The following is a 25,049-nucleotide window of genomic DNA, read 5'->3' as shown; positions in this document are numbered from 1 at the left end:
AGGGACACGGCGGCCGGGAAGGCCCGGTGCGGCACACCGGCGTCCGTACGATGGGAAGCGCCGCCCGTGAGTGCGGCGGCCGAACGCATCAGTGGGGCAGGCAAGTGGGGCGTGTGGCAGGGATCAAGGACGTGGCCCGGCGGGCCGGAGTCTCGGTGGGCACGGTCTCCAATGTGATCAACCGGCCCGAGGCGGTGCTGCCGGAGACGCGCGCCCGTGTCCTGGCCGCCATCGACGAGCTGGGGTACGTGCGCAGCGAGTCCGCACGCCAGCTCAGGGCGGGCCGCAGCCGGATCATGGCGCTGCTCGTCCTGGACATGGGCAACCCGTTCTTCGTCGACGTGGCCCGCGGGGCGGAGCGCGCCGCACGACAGGCCGGCCTCGGCGTCATGGTCTGCAACAGCGACCAGAGCCCGGCGGAGGAGGCCGAATACCTCGGACTCTTCGCCGAGCAGCGGGTGTGCGGCGTGCTCGTCACACCGGCGGACGCCACCGGGCGCAACCTGGAGGCGTTCAGCCGCCATCGGATCCCGTTCGTACTGGTCGACCGGGTGGCGCCCGGCGTCGAGTCCTGCGCGGTCTCCGTGGACGACGTGCGCGGCGGCGCCCTGGCCGTCGGGCACCTCGTCTCGGCGGGGCACCGCTCCGTCGCCTATGTCAGCGGCCCCGGTGACCTGCACCAGATCCGGGACCGCCGCGAGGGGGCCCTCGCCGCTCTCGCCGAGGCCGGTCTGCCCCCCGAGGCGCTCGTCGAGATCCCCTCCGACCGCCTGGACGTCGCGGCCGGCCGTGACGCCGGAGCCCGGCTGCTGGGACTCGTGCCACGCCCCACCGCCGTCTTCTGCGCCAATGACCTGCTCGCCCTGGGTGTTCTCCAGGCGCTGTACGCGGCGGGTGTGCGGGTGCCGCAGGACGTCGCCATCGTCGGGTACGACGACATCGAGTTCGCCGCGGCTGCCGCCGTACCGCTCACTTCCGTACGTCAGCCCGCCGTCGTGATGGGGCGGATGGCCGCGGAACTGCTGCTGGAGGAGGCGGACGACGAGGACGGCGGGCACCGTCACCGCAATGTGGTGCTCCAGCCGGAACTCGTCGTGCGCGCCTCCAGCGCGTCGCCACGCCGACCCGGGGGCGGAGTTCCGAAAGTGTGACGGCGTCTCGGACGCCGGAGCGAATCCGAGCAGCCACGGAGCGGTGAACTCCCGCGGAGAAGACGCGTGTTGATCGCCAAGAGGGGTCGGGGTGAGTCATGATCACTTCGAGATGGTGGACACATCCCGGGGCGAGGCCCCCGCACCCCCTGTCGAAGAGCCCCGTGGCTGCCTCTTCGCGCTTTCCCAGCCACCCCTGATGATCTTCCTCACGGTGATCGGCGTCCTGCTGCTGATGGCCGCGTTGCATGATCTCTTCATGCTGTGAGCCCGCGGTGATGCCCCGGTGGCGTTCCCGGGCAGGCGGTGGCCGCGATCCCGGAGGACCGGTCAGCCCGCGGCTTCCCGGCGCCGGGCCCGGTAGGCGGCGACGTGGAGCCGGTTGCCGCAGGTACGGCTGGAGCAGTAGCGGCGGGAGCGGTTGCGCGACAGGTCGACGAAGGCGCGCCGGCAGTCCGGTGCCTCGCAGCGCCGCAGCCGCTCCTGCTCGCCCGCGACGACGAAGAAGGCCAGCGCCATGCCGCAGTCGGCCGCGAGGTGGTCGGAGATCGAGGCGTCCGGCGCGAAGTAGTGCACATGCCAGTCGTAGCCGTCGTGATCGGTGAGCTGCGGTGTGGTGCCCGCCGCGGCCACCAGCCGGTTGACCAGGTCGGCCGCGGTCCGGGCGTCCGGCGCCGCGAAGATCTCCGCGAACCGGCTCCGTACGTCCTGTACCGCCCGCAGGTCCTTCTCGCCGAGCGTGCCGACACCACTGATGAGGTGGCGCTCCGCGAAGGCGTACAGCGACTCGATGTCGGCGAGTTGGTCGGCGGCCGCGCGGGTGGACGCGTCCGGGGGGCCGCCCGTCGGTCTCTGCCCGGTTATGTCCGCGGGCCCCCTGTCCGGCAGCCCGTTCTCCGGTGCGGTGTTCACCAGATCGACCACCGTGTCGAGGGCGATCCGGGTGTCGTGTGGGATCAGCACGATTTCGCTCCCTGGCCTCCGGCAGGCGGGCGCCCGCCGATGGCGGCTGACTCTACTGGCTCGGCGGACCCGCTCCCGGCCCGGTGCGGGCGTATAGGGGGCCGGGGGAGCCCTTTATCGGCCACGGGGGCCGCTGGGGCCTGTGGTGTCCGTACGGCGGGCGGGAGGGGGCTGTGGGGCTCATGCCGCCCGAGTGGCTCGGCCGGGCAGGAGCGGACCGCCCGCGGCCGATACCGGCCGGTTCCGGTCGGCCTCTGCCGTTACCGGTCGTTCTCAGCCGGTCCGGTCACTGTCGGCCGTTCTCGGCGGGTCCGGTGGGGCCGGACCCCGTGCACGCGCCGGCGCCGTCGCCGCGGTGGTTTCCGCGATGACGGCGCCGGTGTCTGCCGTATGAGGTTGTCCGCGCGACGCCGTCTCCCCGAGTCGGACGGCGTCCCGCAGCTCTCGGCCTGGCTCAGCTCTCGGCCAGGATGTGTGAGAGCTCCGTGTCGAGATCGAAGTGACGATGCTCGGTGCCGGGCGGAACCGCGGCGTCGGTCCTCTTCAGGAACGACTCCAGGGCTCGTGCCGGAGCTTCGAGCAGGGCTTCGCCCTCTGGGGAGCTCAGTGCGATGCAGACGACGCCCTGGCCGTGACTACGTGATGGCCAGACGCGGACGTCTCCGGTGCCGGTGGGCCGGTGCAGCCCCTCGGCAAGGAGGTCACGGGCGAATACCCATTCGACCGTCTCCTCCGCTCCGGTGTGGAAGGTGGCGTGCACGGCATAGGGATCGGCCGTGTCATACCGCAGGCCCGCGGGTACAGGCAGTGAGGACTCGCTCGACACAACGAGGCGCAGGTGCAGCTCGCAGCTGACCGTGGTGTTCATAAGCGCCAGGGCCTTTCGCTCAGTGTGCGCTCGGGGATTCGCACGTCGGCGAAATCGACATGCCACCTACGGTGGCGTTGTAAACCCCTCTGACCCTTTTGTGATCCTTCAGGTAGCTCGTACAGCGGTGTGTAACTTTGAGTTATGCGGCCATTCCGGTGACGAGGAGCGTTCGGGTAGGTTGGGATTCATGAATGCGGAGAGTGACGAGCGGAGCGAGGCTGCCGAGAAGGCGGTCGCGGAGTCCGCTGCGGGGGGCACGGCGAAGGCGGAGCGTGAGCTGGGCTCGCGTGCGCCGGGTTTCATCAAGTCGTCCAGGACGCTGCACCTGAGCTGGCAGGTCGGCGTCTTCATCGTCGGCCTCGCCGTGGTGGTGGCGGGCATCATCATGCTTCCGCTGCCCGGTCCCGGGTGGCTGGTGATCTTCGGAGGCATGGCGATCTGGGCGACCGAGTTCGTCTGGGCCCAGCTGGTGCTGCGCTGGACCAGGCGAAAGGTCACGGAGGCCGCCCAGCGGGCGCTCGATCCCAAGGTCCGGCGACGCAACATCATCCTCACCTCGGTGGGGCTGGTGATCATCGCGGTGCTCGTCGGGATCTACGTCTGGAAGTTCGGGATCACGATGCCGTGGAAGATCAGCGAGTGACCTGCGACTGGTCCTGGAGCGCCGCTGACATGGGGTAATGTTTGCGGTGCGCCCGGGCGATTAGCTCAGTGGGAGAGCGCTTCGTTCACACCGAAGAGGTCACTGGTTCGAAACCAGTATCGCCCACCCGGACAGAGGGTCCGTGAGACTGAGAAGTCTCACGGACCCTCTGCGTTTGTGTGCCTGCTCCGACACCGGGCCGTCGTCCCCGATGCGGGGCCGGCCCGGGGCGCCGGGGAGGACGTCCGGGCCGGCCCCGCCTCAGCGCATCCGGCCCAGGGCGTCCTTCAGCCGGCGCGCGTCGCGCTTGCGCTGCTCGTACGTCGCGCCCACCACCAGCAGCAGTGCCCCGGCCAGCGCCGGCGGCAGCCAGCGCGGCAGCGCGCCCACGGCCTGCACCACGTACGGCGCCAGTTCGTGCAGGGCGACCAGTGCCAGCACCGCACCGCCGAGCAGCAGCACCGCCTGGAGCCGGAACCGGGCCCCCAGCAACGTGATCACCAGCGCCGCCACCCCCAGGAGCAACGGCCGGACCCAGCCCGTGTCGGCCCACGCCGCGCAGAGGCTCGGCACCAGCGTGGCGGCGAGTCCCGCCCCGTACGCCGTCCACGACGACGCCGCCGGATCGCGCCGCCGCCTCAGCACCCCCACGACCAGCGCGGGCACCGTCACCGGCAGGGTGTACGCCTCCGGGTCGGACACCTCCCAGGCCGCCAGCCGTACCCAGGTCGCGGCGAGGAACAGTGCCGCCGCCACGTACCCGGCCACCGGCCGCCGCTCCGGGCGCACCGCCGTGCCCGCGGCGAGCACCGCGCACAGGGCCAGCACCAACGCCAGGAACCGGGCGTCCGGCACCGCGAGCCCCACCGCGATCACCGCTCCCACCGCCCCGGTGAGCTCCACCGGCAACGCCACCGGATGCCGCCGCAGCCGTGCCCCCAACAGCACCGTCACCGCGGGCACCACCAGCATCAACGGCGCGGCCCGATACCCGGGCAGTTCCAGGGAGGCCCCGGCGCCGAGGGTGAGAACGATCCCCCACACCACGGCCGCACACGCGAACAACGTCTGCTCCACCACCGCCCGAGCCCGTACCGCCGCCCCGGCGAACAGCACCGCCAGCAGCCCGAACACCGCGTAGGTGGCGACCTCGGAGGCCAGCGACAGCAGTCCCGCGCTCGCCGACCCCGCCAGCGAAGCGACCAGCGCGGTCACCGCCACACCCGAAGGACCGCCGCCCGCCCCGGCCGGACCCCGTACCGCCACCACCAGCGCCACCGCGACCAGCACCGACTCCAGCGCGAGTGCCACCGGGTACGGCACATCCAGCGCGGCCGCCGCCACCAGCAGCGCACCCCAGCCGAGAGCCGTCGCACCCGCACCCGCCGCGCCCCGCACCGGATCACCCGGCGACACCAGCGGCCCGGCGGCCCGCACCACGGCGGCCCACCACCGGTGGGCCGCCCCCAGCAGAGCCGCCACCAGCGCGAGGACCACCGGGGCCGCGGACATCCGCGACCACGGCACCGACGCCCCCAACGCCTCCCGGAAGCCGTCCGGCGCGCCCTGCCACACGTCGGACACCAGCGACAACGGCCCCATCAGCACCGCCGCGACCGGAGGCAGCGCCCACACCAGCGCACCGCCCACCACCGCGACCGAAGCCACCAGCACGCCCCGCCCTGCGGCCCGCGGCAGCCGGGTCCGTACCACCGCCAACAGCGCCGCACCGCACAGCAGATACCCCACCACCGGCCACTGGGGCGGCACCGCCGCCCGCAGCACACCGCCCACCGCGGCCACCGCCGCCAGTCCGGCCGCCGCACCGGCGACCGTCGCGAACCCGGCAGGCGCCCGCCACGCCCAGGCCAGCGCCACCGCGGCACCGGCGAGCAACAGCGCCCCCGGCGCCACCGCGTCGAGCGGCCCCCCGGCCGACAGCGACTCCGCCAGAGCGACCAGCAGCGCGCCCAGCCCCGTCACGGCCGCACCCGCGCACGCCGTGACCCGCACCGCCGGGCCCCTGGCCCACAGGGCGATCGCCCCGTCCAGCAGCGCCGTCACCAGCAGCGCCCACCCGAACACCAGGGCCGGCGCACCGGCCGCCCACGCCCACAGGAACAGGGGCCACTGGGCCATCGCCACGGCCGCGGGCAACGGCAGCCGCAGCCTGCCCAGCGCCAGACCGTAGACCGCCCAGGCCGACGCGAGCACCGCCGAGGCGGCCGCGGTGAAACCGAGCCCGTCCGTGTCCGGCGCCGCCACCGCGTGCACCGCGTACGCGTCGAGCACCGTCAGCACCAGCGCGAGCGCGCCCAGCGCCTCGGCGGTGGCGGACAGCTTGCGGTTCAGCAGAATCGCGGGCGTACCCAGTGCCAGAAGGGTCACCGTGCTCAGCACCGCGGAGCGCCCGCCGATGCCCATCGTGCCCCAGCTGACCAGGGTGAACGCGACGGCGGCGATCGCCAGCAGCAGCCCGCCGAGGGTGAGCAGCACATTCTGCGCACTGCGCGGCGCGGCGACCGGCGGCGCGGCCCAGGGGCGGGCCGCCGAGCCCGCCGGCGCCCCCCACGCACCCGGCCCGGACGCGGGCGGCGGACCCCAGGGGCGGATCCCGGACGCCGACTGCCGGGCCGTCGGCGCGGGCACCGGCTGCTGGAGAGCGCTCAGCAGCCAGGCGCGCCGGTGGAGCAGCCGGCCCCTGCGGATGTCCAGCTGAGCCAGTTCTCGGTCGAGGAGCGCCAATTCCTCGGCGGGTGGCGGCACATGTTCCATGGACGCAGTGTGGTCCCGCCCACATGTTCGTACATGCGCTCGGATACTCAGTTCCGGGCCTGAGTAGCAGCGGAGTGAGCAGACTGGAGTCATGGACTGGTGCCACTACCGCTTCACCGCCGTCTGGGACATATCCGCGCCGCCCGACACCGTGTACGCCGCGCTGGCGTGTGCCGAGGAGTACCCGCGGTGGTGGCCGCAGGTCCGCACGGTCACCACCGTCGACGACAGCACCGGCACCGCGCGCCTCCGTTCGTTCCTCCCGTACGAACTCGTCGTCACCGCCCGCCGGCGCCGCGACGACCCCGTCTCGCGGGTCGTCGAAGCGGCCATGACGGGGGATCTGGAGGGGTGGGCCCGCTGGACCGTCGGGGAGTACGGCGACGGCAGCCGGGCCCGGTACGAGCAGGAGGTCGATGTGCGTAAGCCGTTGCTGCGACGGCTCGCCGTACCCGGACGCCCGCTGTTCCGGGCCAACCACACCCTGATGATGCGGGCCGGACGCCGGGGCCTCGCGGCCCGGCTGGAAGGAGTTTGAACGAAGCCCGCCGAGCCCTGTATGGTTCAACCCGTTCCCGGGCGATTAGCTCAGTGGGAGAGCGCTTCGTTCACACCGAAGAGGTCACTGGTTCGAACCCAGTATCGCCCACCGGGAAGAGCCGGTCCGTCAGCATCAACGACGGACCGGCTTTCTCATGCGCCGGGCCCCGGCCTCAGGCCGCCGCGGGCAGCTCCGGGCGCAGCGGCCACGCGGGATCCACCGCCTCCGGCGTACCGCTCCTGGCGAACCACGCCTGCAGTCCGCGCGCCTGCGCCGCGTGCCACACCGCCTGCAGGGTGTGCAGCTCGGCCGGGGTCAGTCGCTCCAGGCGGGCCGAGAACCGCCTGCCCACCGCGCGCACCAGCTCCAGCGACGCCGTGGCATCGGCCGCCGCGTCGTGCGCCCCGTCCAGCACCACCCCGTACAGCTCGCAGAGATCCGTCAGGGTGCGGCGGCCCTTGCGGTAGCGGTCCAGATGCTTGTCCAGCACCCGCGGATCCACCACGCACAGCGGGGCGTTCTCCAGATAGCCGGCCAGCGACGACGCCCGGTGCCGCCGCAGCTCCCGGTCCAGCAGCGTCAGATCGAAGGGGGCGTTCATCACGACGAGCGGACGGCCCGTCGCGCACTGCTCGGCCACCGCCCTCGCTATCTCCTCCACCACGGGCGCGGGCCACCGGCCGTTGCGCTGCAGATGGTCATCGGTCAGACCGTGTATCTCGGTCGCCCCCGCGGGCACCGGCACCCCCGGGTTGACCAGCCAGCGGGTGACGCGGGTGCGCCCGCCCGCGGTGTCCTGGACGACGAGTGCGGCCGAAACGATCCGGTCCTCCTCGACGTCCACTCCTGTTGTCTCCGTGTCGAAAGCGGCCAGCGGCCCCTCGAACCAGTGCATCATCCCCGAACTCCTCGCACCTGCGCGGCAGATGGAGTTATTCCCCTGCCCGATATCGGTGATACCCGGCCTGTTTGCCTGATACGCCGTTTGCGGCCGGTCTCCTGCGGTGACAACACAGGTGACGGGCAAGGAAGTTGAACCGCCCGCCGACCCTTCCCGACAGACGCCGGTCCTCCTCGGTGGACGAGGGCCGGGCGACCGATCGGCACGCCCGGAAGGCACAGGGAGCCATGGCGCTCGCGCAGCCCGACCCAGGCCCCACCCGCGCCGAAGGCTACGGGGGAGGGCTGCTGTCCCAGCGGACCGCACCACTGCGGGGCACGCTCGCCACGACCGCCTGTATGGAGACCCTCCAGGTGGGTTACCTGCACGCGGTGGCGGCAGCGGCGGGATGTTCCCTCTCGCAGCCCTTTCCCGACAACGGCATCGACTGGCACGTCAGCCACGGCGCCCCCGCCCACACCGTCGACGACGAAGTGACCATCAAGGTGCAGCTCAAGTGCACCTACCAGATCCCTCCGCACCCGCCGGGCCGGTCGTTCTCCTTCACGCTCGACAACGCGCACCTCGTGAAGCTCGCCCGGACACCCGTGTCGGTGCACAAGATCCTGGTCGTGATGATCGTGCCCCGCAGCCAGGACGACTGGCTGAGCGCCGGGCCCGAACGGCTCGGCCTGCGGCACTGCTGCTACTGGACCAACCTGGCCGGCCACGCGGTGACGGGCCGGCACAGGACCACCGTGCGCATCCCGACCTCGCGGATCTTCGACGACCGCGCGCTCTGCGAGATCATGGCCCGGGTCGGGGCGGGAGGGAGACCCTGATGCACCGGTCGATGGACGAGCCCGGGGGCGGAACGGTGGCACCGGGCACCGGGGCGCACCCCGTTGACCACCCGGGGCACCCCGGCACGCCCCCCGGAGAGCTGCCCGATCCGGCGGGTGTGGACCCCGCCGTCCTCGGCGCGCTCCTGCGGCGGCACGGCTGGCAGCGGCGCGGGGGAGCGGCCGGACGCTACGGCCGCTGGACCCCGCCGGGCCCGGCCGCGGGCGCGACGAGCCTGCTCGTACCGGACACGGCGGCGTTCCGCGACAGTGAGGACCTGCTCGCCGAGGCGCTGACCGCGCTCGCCCGCAGCGCGGCCCCGTCCGCCCGCGAGATCCTCGTCTCCCTCGCCGTGCCCAGCGACGAGATCCGCTGGTGGCGCGATGTGCCCGAGTCCGCCGCCGGCGCGGCCGGAGCCGCGGGCTGGGCGGAGGCGGAGACACTGCGCTCGGCGGCCCGGCAGATCCTCCTCGCCGGGGCCCTCGCGGTACGCGGCCGGGCGGGCTACCACGGGGCACGCCGGCGCACCAAGGCGCTGGCGGCGCTGGAGGGGACGCTCATCGGGCCCGCGCCCGGCGGCCGCAGGCTCACCGCGTATGTGCCCGTCGCCGCCGGGCGGGCCCTCGCCGTCCAGCTCCACCGGGCACTGCACGCCACCCGGGAGGCCGTCGACTACCAGCGGGCGACCGGAGGCATGGAAGCCTTCGACGCCGCGGTCGCGGCAGGCGTCAGCCGCGAGCTGACCGAGGCCCTGATCGCCCTGGTGCGCGGCTCGGAAGGGATCGCGATCGCCCTGGACTGGGCGCCGGCCGCCGGTACCCCGGACGGCTGCCCCGCCGGCCCGGAACCCGTCGAGTTCTCCCCGGGCGACCTGCCGGCCCTGCGCCTGGCGGGCGCCCGCTACCTCCGGGACGAGCCCGCCGTGCCGGTGCGGATCACCGGCGCCGTCGTCCGCATGCGCCGCTCGGGCCCGCGCGGCGCCGGGACCGTACGGCTGCGGGTGCTCACGGGCGCCGAGGTCGCCCATGTCCGCATGGAGCTGGACGAGGAGGCGTACCGGATCGCGGGCCACGCGCACCTGGTCGGGCTGCCTCTCCGGGTGGAGGGGCGACTGGAGAACCGGGGCGGATTCCGGCGGCTCACCGGGGCCTCGCAGGTGTCACCCGTCCAGGTCGACGAGGCCGAACGGGACCGGCTGATGAAGTCGCTCCAGGAGAACGTGGACTTCTTCGAGGAGGCGTGCACGGGCGAGGAGGAGTAGCCGGGGAGTGTTCTCCCCGCAGGGGGGCGGGGCCCCGGCGCAACCCTTTCGCGTCGGAGGCCTCCGGCTCGGTACGATTCCCCTTGCGTGCGCAAGAGGAATGCGCCGCACCCCCTGAGTCAGGAGAGACCGGTGTCAGACGTCCGTGTGATCATCCAACGCGATTCCGAGCGGGAAGAGCATGTGGTGACGACGGGCACGACGGCCGCCGAGCTCTTCCCCGGTCAGCGCACCGTCGTGGCCGCCCGCGTCGAGGGGGAGCTGAAGGACCTCGCGTACGAGCTCAAGGACGGCGAGACGGTCGAGCCCGTCGAGATCTCCTCCGAGGACGGCCTCGACATCCTGCGGCACTCCACCGCGCATGTGATGGCGCAGGCCGTGCAGGAGCTCTTCCCGGACGCCAAGCTGGGCATCGGTCCGCCGGTCAAGGACGGCTTCTACTACGACTTCGACGTCGAGAAGCCGTTCACTCCCGAGGACCTCAAGGCCATCGAGAAGAAGATGCAGGAGATCCAGAAGCGGGGACAGAGGTTCTCCCGCCGGGTCGTCACCGACGAGGCCGCCCGCGAGGAGCTGGCCGACGAGCCGTACAAGCTGGAACTCATCGGCATCAAGGGCTCCGCGTCCTCGGACGACGGTGCGGACGTCGAGGTGGGCGGCGGCGAGCTGACCATCTACGACAACCTGGACCCCAAGTCCGGTGACCTGTGCTGGAAGGACCTCTGCCGGGGCCCGCACCTGCCCACCACCCGGTTCATCCCCGCGTTCAAGCTGATGCGGAACGCCGCCGCGTACTGGCGGGGCAGCGAGAAGAACCCGATGCTCCAGCGCATCTACGGCACCGCCTGGCCCACCAAGGACGAGCTGAAGGCGCACCTGGAGTTCCTGGAGGAGGCCGCCAAGCGCGACCACCGCAAGCTCGGCAGTGAGCTGGACCTCTTCTCCTTCCCCGACGAGATCGGCCCCGGTCTCGCCGTCTTCCACCCCAAGGGCGGCGTCATCCGCCGGGCCATGGAGGACTACTCGCGGCGCCGCCACGAGGAGGAGGGCTACGAGTTCGTCTACAGCCCCCACGCCACCAAGGGCAAGCTCTTCGAGAAGTCCGGCCACCTGGACTGGTACGCCGACGGCATGTACCCGCCCATGCAGCTCGACGACGGGGTGGACTACTACCTCAAGCCGATGAACTGCCCGATGCACAACCTGATCTTCGACGCGCGCGGCCGTTCCTACCGTGAACTGCCCCTGCGCCTCTTCGAGTTCGGCACGGTGTACCGGTACGAGAAGTCGGGCGTCGTCCACGGCCTGACCCGCTCGCGCGGCTTCACCCAGGACGACGCGCACATCTACTGCACCAAGGAGCAGATGGCCGAAGAGCTGGACCGGACGCTCACCTTCGTCCTGAACCTGCTCCGCGACTACGGGCTCACCGACTTCTACCTGGAGCTCTCCACCAAGGACCCGGAGAAGTTCGTCGGCTCGGACGAGGCCTGGGACGAGGCCACCGAGACGCTGCGCCGGGTCGCCGAGAAGCAGGGCCTCCCGCTGGTCCCGGACCCGGGCGGCGCCGCGTTCTACGGCCCGAAGATCTCGGTGCAGTGCAAGGACGCCATCGGCCGCACCTGGCAGATGTCGACCGTGCAGCTCGACTTCAACCTCCCGGAGCGCTTCGACCTGGAGTACACCGGCCCGGACGGCACCAAGCAGCGCCCGGTCATGATCCACCGTGCCCTGTTCGGTTCCATCGAGCGCTTCTTCGCGGTGCTCCTGGAGCACTACGCGGGTGCGTTCCCGGTCTGGCTGGCCCCGGTCCAGGCGGTCGGCATCCCGATCGGCGACGCCCACATCCCCTACCTCCAGGAGTTCGCGGCCAAGGCGCGGAAGCAGGGGCTGCGGGTCGAGGTGGACGCCTCGTCCGACCGGATGCAGAAGAAGATCAGGAACCAGCAGAAGGCCAAGGTTCCGTTCATGCTCATCGCCGGTGACGAGGACATGGCCAACGGTGCCGTCTCCTTCCGCTACCGCGACGGTTCGCAGGAGAACGGCATCCCGCTCGACGAGGCCCTGGCGAAGATCGCGAAGGCCGTCGAGGACCGCGTCCAGGTCTGATACCCGCCGCGGCCGCACCGGTACGAGCGCGTACGAGGAGCCCCCGGGGAGTCACCCACTCCCCGGGGGCTCCTTCTCGTCCTCGCGGGTGAACACCCGCAGCAGCCACGACGAGAACGAACCCGTCACGGCCCCCAGCAGCCCCAGGCCGCATGCCATCAGCAGGGCGGCGACGGCCCGCCCGCCCGGGGTGACCGGCACGGCATCCCCGTACCCGACCGTGGTCAGCGTCGCGCACGCCCACCACACCGCGTCCCCGAAGGTGCGGATCGAGGCACCGGCGGCGGCGTGCTCCTGGTGGTACACGGCCAGGGCGGCGCTGAAGCCGAGGAGCACGGCACTCAGACCGGCGTAGGCCATCACCCGGGCGTACAGGCTCAGCCGCGGCCGGTCCCGGCGATTCTGCACCGCCGTGTAGACCCGGATCACCCGCAGCGGACGCAACAGCGGCAGCACCAGCACCACGGTGTCGAGCCAGTGGACGCGGACGAAGCGCGCGCCGAGGCCGCTCTGCCGGAGCCGTACGACGTAGTCCACGGCGAACAGCAGCCAGGTCGAGCAGACCAGGGCGAGGGCGATGTCCCGCCAGGGCTCGGCGTCGTGGGGTGCGAGGACGCGGACCGCGTAGCCGAGCAGGAAGACCAGCGAGGCGACGAACAGCGGCACTTCCGTCCGCTGCTCCCAGCGGGTCAGCCGGGGCGGGGCCATCGGCGCGGAGGGGTTGCTCATGACCTCAGCCTCGCGGGGCGCCGGCCGGGGTGGCCCCGGCGACACGCACGGCGGGGGTGAAGCAATATGCTGATCGGCATGACGAGTGAGCCGGAGCAGCAGATCGGAGTGGGAACGCCCGACGCGTTCCAGCGCCTGTGGACGCCCCATCGGATGGCGTACATCCAGGGTGAGAACAAGCCGAGCGGTCCGGGGGCCGGGGACGGCTGTCCGTTCTGTGTGATCCCGCTCAAATCGGACGAGGACGGGCTCATCGTCGCACGCGGTGAGCACGTCTACGCCGTGCTCAACCTCTATCCGTACAACGGCGGCCATCTGATGGTCGTGCCCTACCGGCACGTGGCCGACTACACGGAGCTGGACGGTCCGGAGACCGCCGAGCTGGCCGACTTCACCAAGCGGGCGATGATCGCGCTGCGCGCGGCGTCCGGGGCGCACGGGTTCAACATCGGGATGAACCAGGGGGACGTGGCGGGGGCGGGCATCGCCGCGCATCTGCATCAGCATCTGGTGCCGCGCTGGGGCGGGGACACCAACTTCATGCCGGTGGTCGGCCACACCAAGGTGCTGCCGCAGCTGCTGGGTGACACCCGGACGATGCTGGCCGCCGCCTGGCCCGACGGAGAGCTGCCGGCCGGCTGATCCGCGCCGTCGTACCACCCGCACGTCGTACGGATGCGGTGCGCCCCGGCCGGATCGCCGGGGCGCACCGCATCCGTACGCACGGGGCCTACGCGTCGTACACGTCGGCCTTCCTCGGCGCCGGGTCCTGCACGAGGCCGCTGAGCATCATCGAGCGGTTGTCGAAGCGCTCGGTGTCGACGCCGTTCTCCGTGAGGACCCGCATCGCCGCCGAGTGCACGGCGCGCAGGACGGGGGTGGCGGCGCGCATCGCGTCGTCCGCCATGAAGCGGTGGTTCCACGGCTTGGCCGCCCAGGCGTGGCGCAGTCCGAAGGGTTCCGGGAGGACCAGCTTGCCGCCGAGGTAGTCCAGGAGCGGCGGGTACCAGGTGAGGGGGGCGCGCAGCGCGAGCCGGACCACCTCGTGCGCGTCGACGAGCGGCAGCTGGATCTTGCGGGTCTCCCAGAACCTGACGGTCTTGTTGACCGTCCTGGACTTCTCCTCCGGCTTGGAGAGGAAGAGCCCGTGGACCGGGCCGAGCGCGTGCCCGGTGACCTCGATGCGCAGGGTCTCGTGGAGCACGGTGACGGTGACCATCATCGTGATCACGAGCTGGCCGTCCCAGAGGGTGAACTGGACGCCCAGGTAGTGCCGGTCACCGCTGCCGAACTGCTGGTGGTTGCAGATCCGCTGTATCTCGTGCGGTTTGATCTGGAAGGTGGCGACGTCCTCGCCGGCGGGGCGGGAGACCGACCCGGCGTTCTCGCCGACGGGCGACACGATCCAGTGCTTGACGGACGGGGTGGGGAAGCCGCCGGTGTTCAGCGGGCCGCGCTCCAGCATCTTCAGCTGGTCGTGGATGATCCGGATCAGGTCCCAGCTGCGGAACTGGTGGATCTCCTTGGTGGGGTCCTTGGAGACCAGTTCCTCCGCGAGCTGCCAGCTGCCCCAGCGGGTGCCCATCCCGAGGACGCCCTTGGGGCCGGCGTAGAAGACCGAGTTGGACTGCTGTTCGGCGGACAGCTTCTCCAGGCCCTGGCGCAGGGCTTCACGGGCGGTCTCGTTCGGGTTCTTCGGTGCGGCCTCGGGGATCTTGGCGATGACTCCGGCACCGGAGAGCAGGCCGTCCCAGCGGGCCCGCAGGTCCTTGGCGGACGCCTCCGCGATCCGCTTCGCGATGAACCAGCCGATGACCGGCGCGATGATCGTCCCGCGCAGATAGAGCGCCAGGAACCCGTTCAGCGGGAGCTTGATCAGCAGGATCAGGGCGCCGATGCCGAAGACGAACAGCAGGGCGGTGCCCACGGACCGGAACACCTTGTCCTTGGACTTGTTGAGGGCGTCGCGCCCCCGGAAGACCAGCACCCACAGCAGCATTCCGGGCAGGAAGAGGATGCCGAACACCGTGGTGACCAGGGTCAGCCGGGTGTCCCGCTCCTTGCGCAGACCACTCGCGGAGAGGCAGTGCTCGACCACCGTCTGAGGGTCGGTCCCGAACGACTGGATGAGTGCGCCGCGGGCGCCGCCGAGCGTCCTTTCCTGGACGGCACGGGCGAATGCCTCGCCAAGATTCGGCTTGAAATAGTCGGACTTGAAGAGCTTGGAGGAGCCCGGCTTCACTTCCGACTTGTGCCACTCGCTGTTGGCTTCGAGGATCTTCTCCACCGGGCTGTCGCGGTAGGCGGCGGAGGCCAGGGCGTTGGTCGCCACCGCCTGCCCGCCCGATCCCTGCAGCGGAATCTGCGCTCCGGGTGAAAAGTCGAATCCGTCGTTGGCCACTGTCGCCCCCACTCGCCGCACGGTCTGCTCCTGCGGGTGTGCCCAACTACCGTACGCGGCATACCTTCTGAGCTGCGACCACAGAGTATCGTCCGGATCGCGACACCGCCCGGTCCCGGTGTCCGGGCGGGCGGTGATTGCGACACCCCGTCAGCCACCCGTCGCCGCGCCGTTCTTCCGCTCGTCCCGGATGCGTGCGGCGAGCTGGTGCGGCATCGCCTCGTGCCGGGCGTACGAGCGGTCGAAGCGGCCGGTGCCGTGCGACAGGGACCGCAGGTCGACGGCGTACCTGCCGATTTCGATCTCCGGCACCTCGGCCCGCACGAGGGTGCGTCCGCCCGGATTCTGCTCGGTGCCGACCACCCGGCCGCGCCGTCCCGACAGATCGCTCATCACGGGTCCCACACAGTCGTCGGGGATCAGCACCCGGACCTCGGCGACGGGTTCCAGGATCTGGATGCGGGTGTCAGCGGCGGCCTCGCGCAGGGCCTGCGCGCCCGCGGTCTGGAAGGCGGCGTCGGAGGAGTCCACCGAGTGGGCCTTGCCGTCGCGCAGGGTGACGCGCAGGTCGACGAGCGGGTGCCCGGCGACGATCCCACGAGCGGCCTGGGCCCGGACGCCCTTCTCGACGGCCGCGATGAACTGGCGGGGCACCGCTCCGCCGACCACCCTGTCGACGAACTCGATGCCGGTGCCGGGGGGCAGCGGCTCGACCTCGATCTCGCAGACGGCGTACTGGCCGTGACCGCCGGACTGTTTGACGTGCCGGCCGAGCCCCGACGCGGGGCCCGCGAACGTCTCGCGCAGCGGGACCAGGTGCGGTACGGCGTCGACCTGGACGCCGAACCGGCCGCGCAGGCGTTCCAGGGCGACGTCCCGGTGGGCCTCGCCCAGGCACCACAGGACGACCTGCTGGGTGTCCGGGTTCTGTTCGAGGCGCAGGGTGGGGTCCTCGGCGACCAGCCGGGCCAGGCTCTGCGACAGCTTGTCCTCGTCGGCCTTGCCATGGGCCCGGACGGCGAGCGGGAGCAGCGGATCGGGCATCGACCAGGGTTCCATCAGGACCGGATCGTCCACGGCGGAGAGGGTGTCACCCGTCTCGGCGCGGCCGAGCCTGGCGACACAGGCGAGGTCGCCCGCGACGCACCGGTCCAGGGTGCGCTGCTGTTTGCCGAACGGGGAGGAGAGCGCGCCGGCACGGACCTCCGCGTCGTGGCAGGGGCGCGGCTCGTGGGCGGGGTCGGTGAGGCCATGACCACACAGGTGCACGGTGTCGTCGGCGCGCAGGGTGCCGGAGAAGACACGGACGAGGGAGACCCGGCCCACGTACGGGTCGGAGGACGTCTTGACGACCTCGGCGACCAGTGGCCCTCCGGGATCGCAGCCGGGGGCGGGGCGGGGGGCGCCCCCGGGGGTGGTGACGGTGGGGAGCGTGCGCTCCAGGGGGGTGGGGAAGCCCGCGGTGATCAGTTCCAGGAGTTCGACGGTGCCGATGCCCTGGCGGGCGCCCTCGGCCGCGGGGGCGGCGGTGAGCACGGGGTGGAAGGTGCCGCGCGCGACGGCGCGTTCGAGGTCGTCGAGGAGGGTCCGGGTGCTGATGTCGCCGCCGTCGAGATAGCGGTCCATCAGTGTCTCGTCCTCGCTCTCGGCGATGATCCCCTCGATCAGCCGGTCGCGGGCCGCGAGGAGCCCCTCGCGCCGGTCGTCCGGGGGCGGCATCTCATTCCGCTCGCCGGAGGAGTAGTCGAGGACCCGCTGGGTGAGCAGTCCGGTGAGACCGGTGAGCGGGGCATGACCGTCCGGGCCCTCGGGTCCCTGGACCGGCAGATACAGCGGGAGCACGGCGTCGGGGTCGTCGCCGCCGAAGATCTCCGCGCAGACCCGGGTCATCTCGTCGAAGGAGGTACGGGCGGTGTCGAGGTGGGTGACGACGATCGCCCGGGCCATGCCGACCAGGGCGCACTCCTCCCACACGGCGCGGGTGGTCGCGGCGACGGCTTCCGCCTCCTGTGCGGCCGAGACGACGAAGAGGGCCGCGTCCGCCGCCCGCAGGCCGGCCCTGAGTTCCCCGACGAAGTCCGCGTAGCCGGGGGTGTCCAGCAGATTGATCTTGCAGCCGTTCCATTCCACGGGAACCAGGGAGAGCTGTACGGACCGCCGGCGGCGCTGTTCCGTCTCGTCGTAGTCGGAGACCGTCGCGCCGTCCTCGACCCGGCCGGCCCGGTTGACCGCGCCCGCGGTCAGGGCCAGGGCCTCGACCAGGGTGGTCTTGCCCGATCCGCTGGGGCCGACCAGCACCACATTCCGCAGGGAGGAGGGATGGCCGGCCGCCGGTGCCCTGCCGGCGGCTCCGGGGTGTGCGTGTGACGTGGTGCCCATGGTGCGTGCCTCCCGGTCGGGTGCGCGGTGCGAAGGGAGCACCTGCGCGAGGGGGGGAGAGGGTCACGGGCACGGGGGAGCCGCCGCGGCGGCTTCGGCGACGCCCGCGGTGTCGGTGGGCCGCTCCATGACGGTGAGCGCGCTCCCTGCCGCGGGGCGGTCCGTCTTCCGAGCTTTCCACTCCGGCCCGGTCGCGTCCATATGTCGTGCATCCGTCGTGGGCGGTCGACAGCGCGTGACGAAGACACCCCCGGGGACGGGTGCCCGTCCGGTGGACCGCGCGCGTCGTGACTACGATGGGCCAGCCGGTGGCCGAAGGGGCCGCTCGGCCAACCGAACCCTCGGGAAGGCCATGCTGAACAAGTACGCGCGTGCATTTTTTACGCGTGTCCTCACGCCGTTCGCCGCTCTGCTGCTCCGTCTGGGTGTCAGCCCCGACGCGGTCACTCTCATCGGCACGGCCGGAGTGATGGCAGGTGCGCTGGTCTTTTTCCCGATGGGAGAGTTCTTCTGGGGCACGATCGTCATCACGATCTTCGTGTTCTCCGACCTCGTCGACGGCAATATGGCGCGGCAGGCCGGGATCTCCAGCCGGTGGGGCGCGTTCCTCGACTCGACACTCGACCGGGTCGCCGACGGTGCCATCTTCGCCGGGTTCGCCCTCTGGTACGCGGGCAGCGGTGACGACAACGTGCTGTGCGCCGTCGCGATCTTCTGCCTGGCCAGCGGCCAGGTGGTCTCGTACACGAAGGCACGTGGTGAGTCGATCGGGCTGCCGGTCGCGGTGAACGGCCTGGTGGAGCGAGCCGAGCGGCTGGTGATCTCGCTGGTCGCGGCCGGTCTGGCCGGTCTGCACACGTTCGGTGTGCCCGGGATCGACATCCTGCTGCCGATCGCGCTGTGGATCGTCGCCGCGGGCAGCCTCGTGACGCTGATCCAGCGCGTGGTGACCGTACGCCGTGAATCCGCCGAGGCGGACGCGGCGGCCGCCGCCGCCGGACCGGCGGCGCGGGGGAGCGAGGCCGCGCAGTGAGCGGCACCGTGTCCGATCTGAGGGGACGGCTGACCGACGGCCTGTACGGGCTCGGCTGGGGCGCGGTCAAGAAGCTGCCCGAACCCGCCGCCGAGGCGCTGTTCCGCACCATCGCGGACCGGGTGTGGAAGCGGCGCGGCAAGAGCGTCCTGCGGCTGGAGTCGAACCTGGCACGCGTGGTGCCGGACGCGAGCCCGGCCCGTCTCGCCGCCCTCTCCAAGGCCGGTATGCGCTCGTACATGCGCTACTGGATGGAGTCGTTCCGGCTGCCGACCTGGAGTCCGCAGCGGATCAAGGACAGCATCGACGTCACGGACGCCCACCGGCTGACCGAGGGCCTGGACGCCGGGCGCGGGGTGATTCTGGCGCTGCCGCACCTGGGCAACTGGGACCTCGCGGGCGCCTGGGTCACCACCGACCTCAAGGTGCCGTTCACGACGGTCGCCGAGCGGCTCAAGCCCGAGACGCTGTACGACCGGTTCGTGGCCTACCGCCAGGGCCTCGGCATGGAGGTCCTGCCGCACAACGGCGGGGCGGCCTTCGGCACGCTGGCCCGGCGGCTGCGCGCGGGCGGTCTGGTCTGTCTGGTCGCCGACCGCGATCTGTCGGCCTCGGGGGTCGAGGTGACGTTCTTCGGCGCCGCCGCGCGGATGCCCGCGGGTCCGGCCCTGCTGGCCCAGCAGACCGGTGCGCTGCTGCTGCCGGTCACCCTCGCGTACGACGGGACGCCGGTGATGAAGGCGCGGATACACCCGCCGGTCGAGGTGCCGACGAGCGGCAGCCGCACCGAGATGACGTCCGTGATGACCCAGGCGCTGGCCGATGCCTTCGCCATCGGTATCGCCGAGCACCCGCAGGACTGGCACATGCTGCAGCGGCTCTGGCTCGACGACCTGGACCCCCGGGGGGAACAGCCGTGAAGATCGGCATCGTCTGCCCGTACTCCTGGGACGTACCCGGTGGTGTGCAGTTCCACATCCGGGACCTGGCCGAGCATCTGATCCGCCTGGGCCACGAGGTCTCCGTCCTGGCGCCCGCCGACGACGAGACCCCGCTGCCGCCGTACGTGGTGTCGGCGGGGCGGGCCGTTCCCGTGCCCTACAACGGCTCGGTCGCCCGGCTGAACTTCGGTTTCCTGTCGGCCGCGCGGGTGCGCCGCTGGCTGCACGACGGAACCTTCGACGTGATCCACATCCATGAGCCGACCTCGCCCTCGCTGGGCCTGCTGGCCTGCTGGGCAGCGCAGGGGCCGATCGTCGCCACGTTCCACACGTCCAATCCGCGGTCCCGGGCGATGATCGCCGCGTATCCGATCCTCCAGCCCGCGCTGGAGAAGATCAGTGCGCGGATCGCGGTGAGCGAGTACGCGCGCCGGACCCTGGTGGAGCATCTCGGGGGCGACGCCGTGGTGATTCCCAACGGGGTCGACGTGGGGTTCTTCGCGAAGGCCGAGCCCAGGTCCGAGTGGCAGGGCGGCACGATCGGCTTCATCGGCCGGATCGACGAGCCCCGCAAGGGCCTGCCGGTCCTGATGAGGGCGCTGCCCGCGATCCTCGCCGCCCGCCCGGAGACCAGGCTGCTGGTCGCGGGACGCGGTGACGAGGAGGAGGCGGTGGCCTCGCTGCCCGCGCAGATGCGCGAGCGGGTCGAGTTCCTCGGCATGGTGAGCGACGAGGACAAGGCACGGCTGCTGCGCAGTGTCGACGTGTACGTCGCGCCGAACACGGGCGGCGAGAGCTTCGGCATCATCCTGGTCGAGGCGCTGTCCGCGGGCGCGCCGGTGCTGGCGAGCGATCTGGACGCCTTCGCGCAGGTACTGGACCAGGGCGCGGCGGGGGAACTGTTCACCAACGAGGACGCCGACGCGCTGGCCGGGGCGGCGATCCGGCTGCTCGGCGACCCGGAGCGGCGTGCGGAGCTGCGCGAGCGGGGCAGCGACCATGTGCGGCGCTTCGACTGGTCGACGGTGGGGGCGGACATCCTCGCGGTCTACGAGACGGTGACGGACGGCGCCGCGTCGGTGGCGGCGGACGAACGGACGGGGCTGCGGGCACGACTGGGGCTGGCCCGGGACTGAGCGGTTGCGGGGTGTTGCCGGTTCCGTGTTGCCGGTTCTCCCCTCGGGGGTTCCCCGGCGGCCCGGGGCGCATGGACTCTTTGGGTGTGGGCATGACAAAGCCCAGTTCTCGACTCTTCCCCCCAAGGAGACACCACATGACCGGGCCACAGGGCGATCCCGACCGCCGACCCACCAGGAGAACGCTGCTGCGCGGTACGGCCGCGGCCATAGGAATCACCGCGGGCGCCGGACTGTTCGGCGCCCGCAGCGCGTACGCCGTCTCCTTCTATAACCCGTTCGGGGGATACCCGATCACCGGTAGCTGGCAGGACCACCTCAACGACGGTTCGCTGGGCGGCATCGACTACGGGATGGGCGTCGGCACCCGGCTGCCCGCCGCGGGCGGCGGCACCATCAGCAACATCCCGAACAACGGCACCGGCGGACACACCGTCACGATCCACCACGACAACGGGTACCGCACGCAGTACATGCATCTGTCGCAGTTCCTCCTCGCCGATGGTGCCTCCGTCGGCACCGGCGGTGTCGTCGGGCTCTCCGGCGGCCGGCCGGGCGACCCCGGCTCGGGCTCGTCCACCGGCCCCCACCTGCACTGGCACATGATCGATCCGAACGGCGTCCGGATCGATCCGCTGGTCTACCTCGGCGGCGGCTCCGGCGGCGGGCTGCCCAAGACCAGCACCGAACAGGACGGCGAGCCCGGCACCATCTTCTGGCAGCGGGCCCAGCGGTGGCTCTCCATCGAGTCCGGCTACACCGGACCGGTCGACGGCGACCCCGGTGTGAACACGTACGCGGCCCTCCAGCGCAACCTGCGTGACCACTACGGCTACACCGGCCCCATCGACGGCGAGCCCGGCCCCCACACCTGGGCGGCCCTCCAGCGCCTCGCCGCCGCCCACGGCTACACCGGTCCGATCGACGGCGAGATGGGACCCAATTCCTGGCGCGGCGTGGCCCGCTTCCTCAACCAGGACCGCTGGGACTGACACGGGAGTTCCGTACGACGGCTGTCACGACGGGGCGTGCGGGGCCGTGCCGGCCGGTTTCCGGGCTGTGCCGGTCCGCTTCCGTTCTGTTCCCGGCCGTGCCCCGGTCCACTGTGGCTTCCCGTCCGGTTCCTTCCGGCTCCCTTGCGGTTCCGCCCGCTGCCCGTGCGCTTCCGCTCCGGCCGACGGCCCGTGCGCTTCCGCCCCGCCGCCCGGCGGGGCGGGGCTCCCGCACGGGCCGCCCGTCCGCCGGAGAGCGCCCGGAGCGCGGGGCGCGGCCCGCCCGACGGTAGCCTTTGCGCCCGTGACCGAAACCCTCATCTGGATCGCCGTCGCGCTCTTCGCGATCGGCCTGTACCTCAGCTGGACCGCCGGACGGCTCGACCGGCTGCACGCGCGGATCGACGCGGCCCGCGCCGCGCTCGACGCCCAACTGCTGCGCCGCGCCTCGGTCACCCAGGAGCTGGCCACCTCGGGCGTCCTCGACCCCGCCGCGTCGATCGTCCTGTACGAGGCCGCACACGCCGCACGGCAGGCAGAGGAGGACCACCGCGAGGTCGCCGAGAGCGAACTGAGCACGGCGCTGCGGGCCGTCTTCGGCGAGCCGGCCCAGGTCGAGGCCGTGAAGGAGATCCCCGGCGGCGAGGAGGCGGCCACCGAACTGGCCGCGTCAGTGCGCCGGGTCCCGATGGCCCGGCGCTTCCACAACGACGCGGTGCGGGCGGCCCGCGCCCTGCGCAGGCATCGCACGGTGCGGCTGTTCCGGCTGGCCGGGCACGCACCCTTCCCGCTCGCCTTCGAGATGGACGACGCGCCGCCGGTGGCACTCGCGGACCGCCCCGGAACCTGACGCCCGGAGCGCCGACGGGGCCGTACTCCCTCAGGACCGTCCCGGGGAAAACGATCCACGGCCTGTCCATTGGCCCTTGCTGTGGACTGGTCCCGGAGCGTTTGCTCGGTCGTGCAGAATCCCGAGCGTCTTTCCACCGAGTGAGGTCCCGTGTCCACGCTTCCCAGCACCCCGCAGTCCACCGAGTCCCCGGCCACCGGCACCGCACGCGTCAAGCGCGGCATGGCCGAGCAGCTCAAGGGCGGCGTGATCATGGACGTCGTCGACGCCGAGCAGGCGAAGATCGCCGAGGACGCCGGCGCCGTGGCCGTCATGGCTCTGGAGCGGGTGCCCGCCGACATCCGCAAGGACGGCGGCGTGGCCCGGATGTCCGACCCGAACATGATCGAAGAGATCATCGCGGCCGTCTCCATCCCCGTGATGGCCAAGTCCCGCATCGGCCACTTCGTCGAGGCGCAGGTCCTGCAGTCCCTCGGCGTCGACTACATCGACGAGTCCGAGGTCCTCACCCCGGCCGACGAGGTCAACCACAGCGACAAGTTCGCCTTCACCACCCCCTTCGTCTGCGGCGCCACCAACCTGGGCGAGGCCCTGCGCCGCATCGCCGAGGGCGCGGCCATGATCCGCTCGAAGGGCGAGGCCGGCACCGGCAACGTCGTCGAGGCCGTCCGCCACCTGCGCCAGATCAAGAACGAGATCGCCCGGCTGCGCGGCTACGACAACAACGAGCTGTACGCCGCCGCCAAGGAGCTCCGTGCCCCGTACGAGCTGGTCAGGGAGGTCGCCGAGCTCGGCAAGCTGCCCGTCGTCCTGTTCTCCGCCGGTGGCGTGGCCACCCCCGCCGACGCCGCGCTGATGCGCCAGCTCGGGGCCGAGGGCGTCTTCGTCGGCTCCGGCATCTTCAAGTCCGGCGACCCCGCCAAGCGCGCCGCCGCGATCGTGAAGGCCACCACCTTCTACGACGACCCGAAGGTCATCGCGGACGCCTCCCGCAACCTGGGCGAGGCCATGGTCGGCATCAACTGCGACACGCTGCCCGAGGCCGAGCGCTACGCGAACCGCGGCTGGTAACCACAGATGAGCCCATCCCCTGTGATCGGAGTCCTGGCTCTCCAGGGCGACGTACGGGAGCACCTGATCGCCCTGGCCTCGGCCGATGCCCTGGCCAGGCCGGTCCGGCGCCCCGAAGAGCTCGCCGAGGTCGACGGCCTCGTCATACCCGGCGGCGAATCCACCACCATGTCCAAGCTCGCCGTCCTGTTCGGCATGCTGGAACCCCTGCGCGAGCGGGTACGGGCCGGGATGCCGGTCTACGGCACCTGCGCCGGAATGATCCTGCTCGCCGACAAGATCCTCGACCCGCGCTCGGGCCAGGAGACCGTCGGCGGCATCGACATGATCGTGCGCCGCAACGCCTTCGGACGGCAGAACGAGTCGTTCGAGGCCGCGGTCGAGGTCGACGGCATCGACGGCGGCCCGGTCGAGGGCGTCTTCATCCGGGCCCCCTGGGTCGAATCCGTGGGGGCGGCGGCCGACGTCATCGCCGAGCACGGCGGCCATATTGTCGCGGTACGGCAGGGAAACGCCCTGGCCACGTCGTTCCACCCCGAACTGACCGGGGACCACCGGGTTCACGCACTGTTCGTCGACATGGTGCGCGCAGTCGGCTGACCGGATCCCGGTAGGATCTCTCGGGTTCGGATCGATTTTGGTGACGCGAAGGAGAAGGCAGATGTCCGGCCACTCTAAATGGGCTACGACGAAGCACAAGAAGGCCGTGATTGACGCCAAGCGCGGCAAGCTCTTCGCGAAGCTGATCAAGAACATCGAGGTCGCGGCGCGTTCCGGCGGCGTGGACCCCGAAGGCAACCCGACGCTCGTCGACGCCATCCAGAAGGCGAAGAAGAGCTCCGTCCCCAACAAGAACATCGACTCCGCGGTCAAGCGCGGTGGCGGTCTCGAAGCGGGCGGCGCCGACTACGAGACGATCATGTACGAGGGCTACGGTCCCAACGGTGTCGCGGTGCTCATCGAGTGCCTCACCGACAACCGCAACCGTGCCGCGTCCGACGTACGTGTCGCGATGACCCGCAACGGCGGCTCGATGGCCGACCCGGGTTCCGTCTCGTACCTCTTCAACCGCAAGGGCGTCGTCATCGTCCCCAAGGGCGAACTGACCGAGGACGACGTCCTCGGTGCGGTGCTCGACGCGGGCGCCGAGGAGGTCAACGACCTCGGTGACACCTTCGAGGTCGTCAGCGAGGCCACCGACATGGTCGCGGTCCGTACCGCGCTCCAGGAGGCCGGCATCGACTACGACTCGGCCGAGGCCAACTTCCTGCCCACCATGCAGGTCGACCTCGACGAGGAGGGCGCGCGCAAGATCTTCAAGCTCATCGACGCGCTGGAGGACAGCGACGACGTGCAGAACGTCTTCGCCAACTTCGACGTGTCCGACGAGGTCATGGAGAAGGTCGACGCCTGAGGCGCGATCGGAGCGGCTTCCGCGGACGGGCCGACGGGGACACACCCCGTCGGCCCGTCGCATTGT

23 protein-coding genes and 2 tRNA genes are annotated in these 25,049 nt (G+C 71.7%); 18 read left to right on the top strand and 7 right to left on the bottom strand.

Annotated features, from left to right (window positions below; translation table 11 throughout):
- Positions 1-113 precede the first annotated feature (113 nt).
- Positions 114-1,151 carry a LacI family DNA-binding transcriptional regulator gene (locus OG251_RS06930; protein WP_385896529.1) on the top strand — a complete coding sequence of 346 codons (1,038 nt, stop codon included), beginning with the start codon at positions 114-116 and terminating at the stop codon, positions 1,149-1,151.
- Positions 1,152-1,242: 91 nt separating this feature from the next.
- A complete protein-coding gene (locus tag OG251_RS06925) occupies positions 1,243-1,419 on the top strand; it encodes a hypothetical protein (RefSeq protein ID WP_158074513.1) in 177 nt (58 codons plus the stop codon).
- Positions 1,420-1,481: 62 nt separating this feature from the next.
- Here OG251_RS06925 and OG251_RS06920 read toward each other — a convergent pair whose 3' ends face one another.
- Both OG251_RS06920 and OG251_RS06915 read right to left on the bottom strand, forming a co-directional pair.
- Positions 1,482-2,114, bottom strand: coding sequence for a CGNR zinc finger domain-containing protein (locus OG251_RS06920; RefSeq protein ID WP_326676326.1), 633 nt, complete (start codon positions 2,112-2,114; stop codon positions 1,482-1,484).
- Between the two features lie 454 nt (positions 2,115-2,568).
- Positions 2,569-2,982 carry an SsgA family sporulation/cell division regulator gene (locus tag OG251_RS06915; protein ID WP_003959770.1) on the bottom strand — a complete coding sequence of 138 codons (414 nt, stop codon included), beginning with the start codon at positions 2,980-2,982 and terminating at the stop codon, positions 2,569-2,571.
- Between the two features lie 190 nt (positions 2,983-3,172).
- Between OG251_RS06915 and OG251_RS06910 the strand changes: the two genes are divergently transcribed.
- Together OG251_RS06910 and OG251_RS06905 are read left to right on the top strand one after the other, a co-directional pair.
- Positions 3,173-3,628, top strand: a complete 456-nt coding sequence (locus tag OG251_RS06910; RefSeq protein ID WP_326676325.1) for a TIGR02611 family protein — start codon at positions 3,173-3,175, stop codon at positions 3,626-3,628.
- Positions 3,629-3,682: 54 nt separating this feature from the next.
- Positions 3,683-3,754: transfer RNA gene (locus tag OG251_RS06905), tRNA-Val, on the top strand.
- A gap of 135 nt (positions 3,755-3,889) precedes the next feature.
- Here the strand turns inward: OG251_RS06905 and OG251_RS06900 are convergent.
- Positions 3,890-6,403 carry an SCO7613 C-terminal domain-containing membrane protein gene (locus OG251_RS06900; RefSeq protein ID WP_326676324.1) on the bottom strand — a complete coding sequence of 838 codons (2,514 nt, stop codon included), beginning with the start codon at positions 6,401-6,403 and terminating at the stop codon, positions 3,890-3,892.
- A 91-nt stretch (positions 6,404-6,494) separates the two neighbouring features.
- On the opposite strand from OG251_RS06900, the gene OG251_RS06895 reads away from it, so the two are divergent.
- On the top strand, positions 6,495-6,941 hold the full coding sequence (locus OG251_RS06895; RefSeq protein WP_326676323.1) for an SRPBCC family protein: 447 nt from the start codon (positions 6,495-6,497) through the stop codon (positions 6,939-6,941).
- A 39-nt stretch (positions 6,942-6,980) separates the two neighbouring features.
- A tRNA-Val gene (locus OG251_RS06890) sits at positions 6,981-7,052 on the top strand.
- A gap of 64 nt (positions 7,053-7,116) precedes the next feature.
- On the opposite strand, the gene OG251_RS06885 is transcribed toward OG251_RS06890, so the two are convergent.
- Complete coding sequence (locus OG251_RS06885; RefSeq protein WP_326676322.1) at positions 7,117-7,842, bottom strand: 3'-5' exonuclease; 726 nt, start codon at positions 7,840-7,842, stop codon at positions 7,117-7,119.
- 230 nt (positions 7,843-8,072) lie between these two features.
- On the opposite strand from OG251_RS06885, the gene OG251_RS06880 reads away from it, so the two are divergent.
- From OG251_RS06880 to thrS, 3 genes are all read left to right on the top strand, one after another.
- Positions 8,073-8,666 (top strand): DUF4365 domain-containing protein, encoded by a 594-nt coding sequence (locus tag OG251_RS06880; protein ID WP_326676321.1) that lies wholly within the window; start codon positions 8,073-8,075, stop codon positions 8,664-8,666.
- Positions 8,666-9,928 (top strand): hypothetical protein, encoded by a 1,263-nt coding sequence (locus OG251_RS06875; RefSeq protein ID WP_326676320.1) that lies wholly within the window; start codon positions 8,666-8,668, stop codon positions 9,926-9,928. Before OG251_RS06880 ends, OG251_RS06875 begins: the two co-directional genes overlap by 1 nt.
- A 132-nt stretch (positions 9,929-10,060) precedes the next feature.
- Positions 10,061-12,037, top strand: coding sequence for a threonine--tRNA ligase (gene thrS / locus OG251_RS06870; RefSeq protein WP_326676319.1), 1,977 nt, complete (start codon positions 10,061-10,063; stop codon positions 12,035-12,037).
- A 51-nt stretch (positions 12,038-12,088) separates the two neighbouring features.
- Here the strand turns inward: thrS and OG251_RS06865 are convergent, their stop codons facing one another.
- Entirely contained in the window at positions 12,089-12,766 is a 678-nt protein-coding gene (locus OG251_RS06865; RefSeq protein WP_326676318.1) for a potassium channel family protein, read from the bottom strand.
- A 66-nt stretch (positions 12,767-12,832) separates the two neighbouring features.
- On the opposite strand from OG251_RS06865, the gene OG251_RS06860 reads away from it, so the two are divergent.
- On the top strand, positions 12,833-13,408 hold the full coding sequence (locus tag OG251_RS06860) for an HIT family protein (RefSeq protein ID WP_326676317.1): 576 nt from the start codon (positions 12,833-12,835) through the stop codon (positions 13,406-13,408).
- Between the two features lie 88 nt (positions 13,409-13,496).
- Here the strand turns inward: OG251_RS06860 and OG251_RS06855 are convergent, their stop codons facing one another.
- Together OG251_RS06855 and OG251_RS06850 are read right to left on the bottom strand one after the other, a co-directional pair.
- Positions 13,497-15,167: a hypothetical protein gene (locus tag OG251_RS06855; RefSeq protein WP_326681175.1), complete on the bottom strand. Its 1,671-nt coding sequence runs from the start codon at positions 15,165-15,167 to the stop codon at positions 13,497-13,499.
- Positions 15,168-15,317: 150 nt separating this feature from the next.
- Positions 15,318-17,546: an elongation factor G-like protein EF-G2 gene (locus tag OG251_RS06850; protein ID WP_326676316.1), complete on the bottom strand. Its 2,229-nt coding sequence runs from the start codon at positions 17,544-17,546 to the stop codon at positions 15,318-15,320.
- Between the two features lie 352 nt (positions 17,547-17,898).
- On the opposite strand from OG251_RS06850, the gene pgsA reads away from it, so the two are divergent.
- From pgsA to OG251_RS06810, 8 genes are all read left to right on the top strand, one after another.
- A complete protein-coding gene (gene pgsA / locus OG251_RS06845; RefSeq protein ID WP_326676315.1) occupies positions 17,899-18,579 on the top strand; it encodes a phosphatidylinositol phosphate synthase in 681 nt (226 codons plus the stop codon).
- 8 nt (positions 18,580-18,587) lie between these two features.
- Complete coding sequence (locus OG251_RS06840; RefSeq protein WP_326676314.1) at positions 18,588-19,499, top strand: phosphatidylinositol mannoside acyltransferase; 912 nt, start codon at positions 18,588-18,590, stop codon at positions 19,497-19,499.
- On the top strand, positions 19,496-20,656 hold the full coding sequence (locus OG251_RS06835; RefSeq protein ID WP_326676313.1) for a glycosyltransferase family 4 protein: 1,161 nt from the start codon (positions 19,496-19,498) through the stop codon (positions 20,654-20,656). Before OG251_RS06840 ends, OG251_RS06835 begins: the two co-directional genes overlap by 4 nt.
- Positions 20,657-20,793: 137 nt before the next feature.
- Positions 20,794-21,648 carry a peptidoglycan DD-metalloendopeptidase family protein gene (locus OG251_RS06830; protein ID WP_326676312.1) on the top strand — a complete coding sequence of 285 codons (855 nt, stop codon included), beginning with the start codon at positions 20,794-20,796 and terminating at the stop codon, positions 21,646-21,648.
- Positions 21,649-21,952: 304 nt separating this feature from the next.
- On the top strand, positions 21,953-22,498 hold the full coding sequence (locus tag OG251_RS06825) for a hypothetical protein (protein WP_326676311.1): 546 nt from the start codon (positions 21,953-21,955) through the stop codon (positions 22,496-22,498).
- Positions 22,499-22,648: 150 nt separating this feature from the next.
- Entirely contained in the window at positions 22,649-23,569 is a 921-nt protein-coding gene (gene pdxS / locus OG251_RS06820) for a pyridoxal 5'-phosphate synthase lyase subunit PdxS (protein WP_073729423.1), read from the top strand.
- Between the two features lie 6 nt (positions 23,570-23,575).
- On the top strand, positions 23,576-24,169 hold the full coding sequence (gene pdxT / locus OG251_RS06815) for a pyridoxal 5'-phosphate synthase glutaminase subunit PdxT (protein ID WP_326676310.1): 594 nt from the start codon (positions 23,576-23,578) through the stop codon (positions 24,167-24,169).
- Between the two features lie 61 nt (positions 24,170-24,230).
- On the top strand, positions 24,231-24,983 hold the full coding sequence (locus tag OG251_RS06810) for a YebC/PmpR family DNA-binding transcriptional regulator (protein ID WP_326676309.1): 753 nt from the start codon (positions 24,231-24,233) through the stop codon (positions 24,981-24,983).
- The last annotated feature ends 66 nt before the right edge of the window (positions 24,984-25,049 follow it).

This window comes from Streptomyces sp. NBC_01237 (assembly GCF_035917275.1).
Lineage (GTDB): Bacteria > Actinomycetota > Actinomycetes > Streptomycetales > Streptomycetaceae > Streptomyces.
The sequence above is the reverse complement of the archived record's forward strand: the minus strand, read 5'-3'. Positions and strand labels throughout refer to the sequence as shown.

What these genes read in the sequence shown, in the direction of transcription:
- OG251_RS06915 (WP_003959770.1), bottom strand. Translation starts at nt 2,982, where the DNA reads ATGAACACCACGGTCAGCTGCGAGCTGCACCTGCGCCTCGTTGTGTCG.
- OG251_RS06910 (WP_326676325.1), top strand. Translation starts at nt 3,173, where the DNA reads ATGAATGCGGAGAGTGACGAGCGGAGCGAGGCTGCCGAGAAGGCGGTC.
- OG251_RS06900 (WP_326676324.1), bottom strand. Translation starts at nt 6,403, where the DNA reads ATGGAACATGTGCCGCCACCCGCCGAGGAATTGGCGCTCCTCGACCGA.
- OG251_RS06895 (WP_326676323.1), top strand. Translation starts at nt 6,495, where the DNA reads ATGGACTGGTGCCACTACCGCTTCACCGCCGTCTGGGACATATCCGCG.
- OG251_RS06885 (WP_326676322.1), bottom strand. Translation starts at nt 7,842, where the DNA reads ATGATGCACTGGTTCGAGGGGCCGCTGGCCGCTTTCGACACGGAGACA.
- OG251_RS06880 (WP_326676321.1), top strand. Translation starts at nt 8,073, where the DNA reads ATGGCGCTCGCGCAGCCCGACCCAGGCCCCACCCGCGCCGAAGGCTAC.
- OG251_RS06875 (WP_326676320.1), top strand. Translation starts at nt 8,666, where the DNA reads ATGCACCGGTCGATGGACGAGCCCGGGGGCGGAACGGTGGCACCGGGC.
- OG251_RS06865 (WP_326676318.1), bottom strand. Translation starts at nt 12,766, where the DNA reads ATGAGCAACCCCTCCGCGCCGATGGCCCCGCCCCGGCTGACCCGCTGG.
- OG251_RS06860 (WP_326676317.1), top strand. Translation starts at nt 12,833, where the DNA reads ATGCTGATCGGCATGACGAGTGAGCCGGAGCAGCAGATCGGAGTGGGA.
- OG251_RS06850 (WP_326676316.1), bottom strand. Translation starts at nt 17,546, where the DNA reads ATGGGCACCACGTCACACGCACACCCCGGAGCCGCCGGCAGGGCACCG.
- pgsA (WP_326676315.1), top strand. Translation starts at nt 17,899, where the DNA reads ATGCTGAACAAGTACGCGCGTGCATTTTTTACGCGTGTCCTCACGCCG.
- OG251_RS06830 (WP_326676312.1), top strand. Translation starts at nt 20,794, where the DNA reads ATGACCGGGCCACAGGGCGATCCCGACCGCCGACCCACCAGGAGAACG.
- pdxT (WP_326676310.1), top strand. Translation starts at nt 23,576, where the DNA reads ATGAGCCCATCCCCTGTGATCGGAGTCCTGGCTCTCCAGGGCGACGTA.
- OG251_RS06810 (WP_326676309.1), top strand. Translation starts at nt 24,231, where the DNA reads ATGTCCGGCCACTCTAAATGGGCTACGACGAAGCACAAGAAGGCCGTG.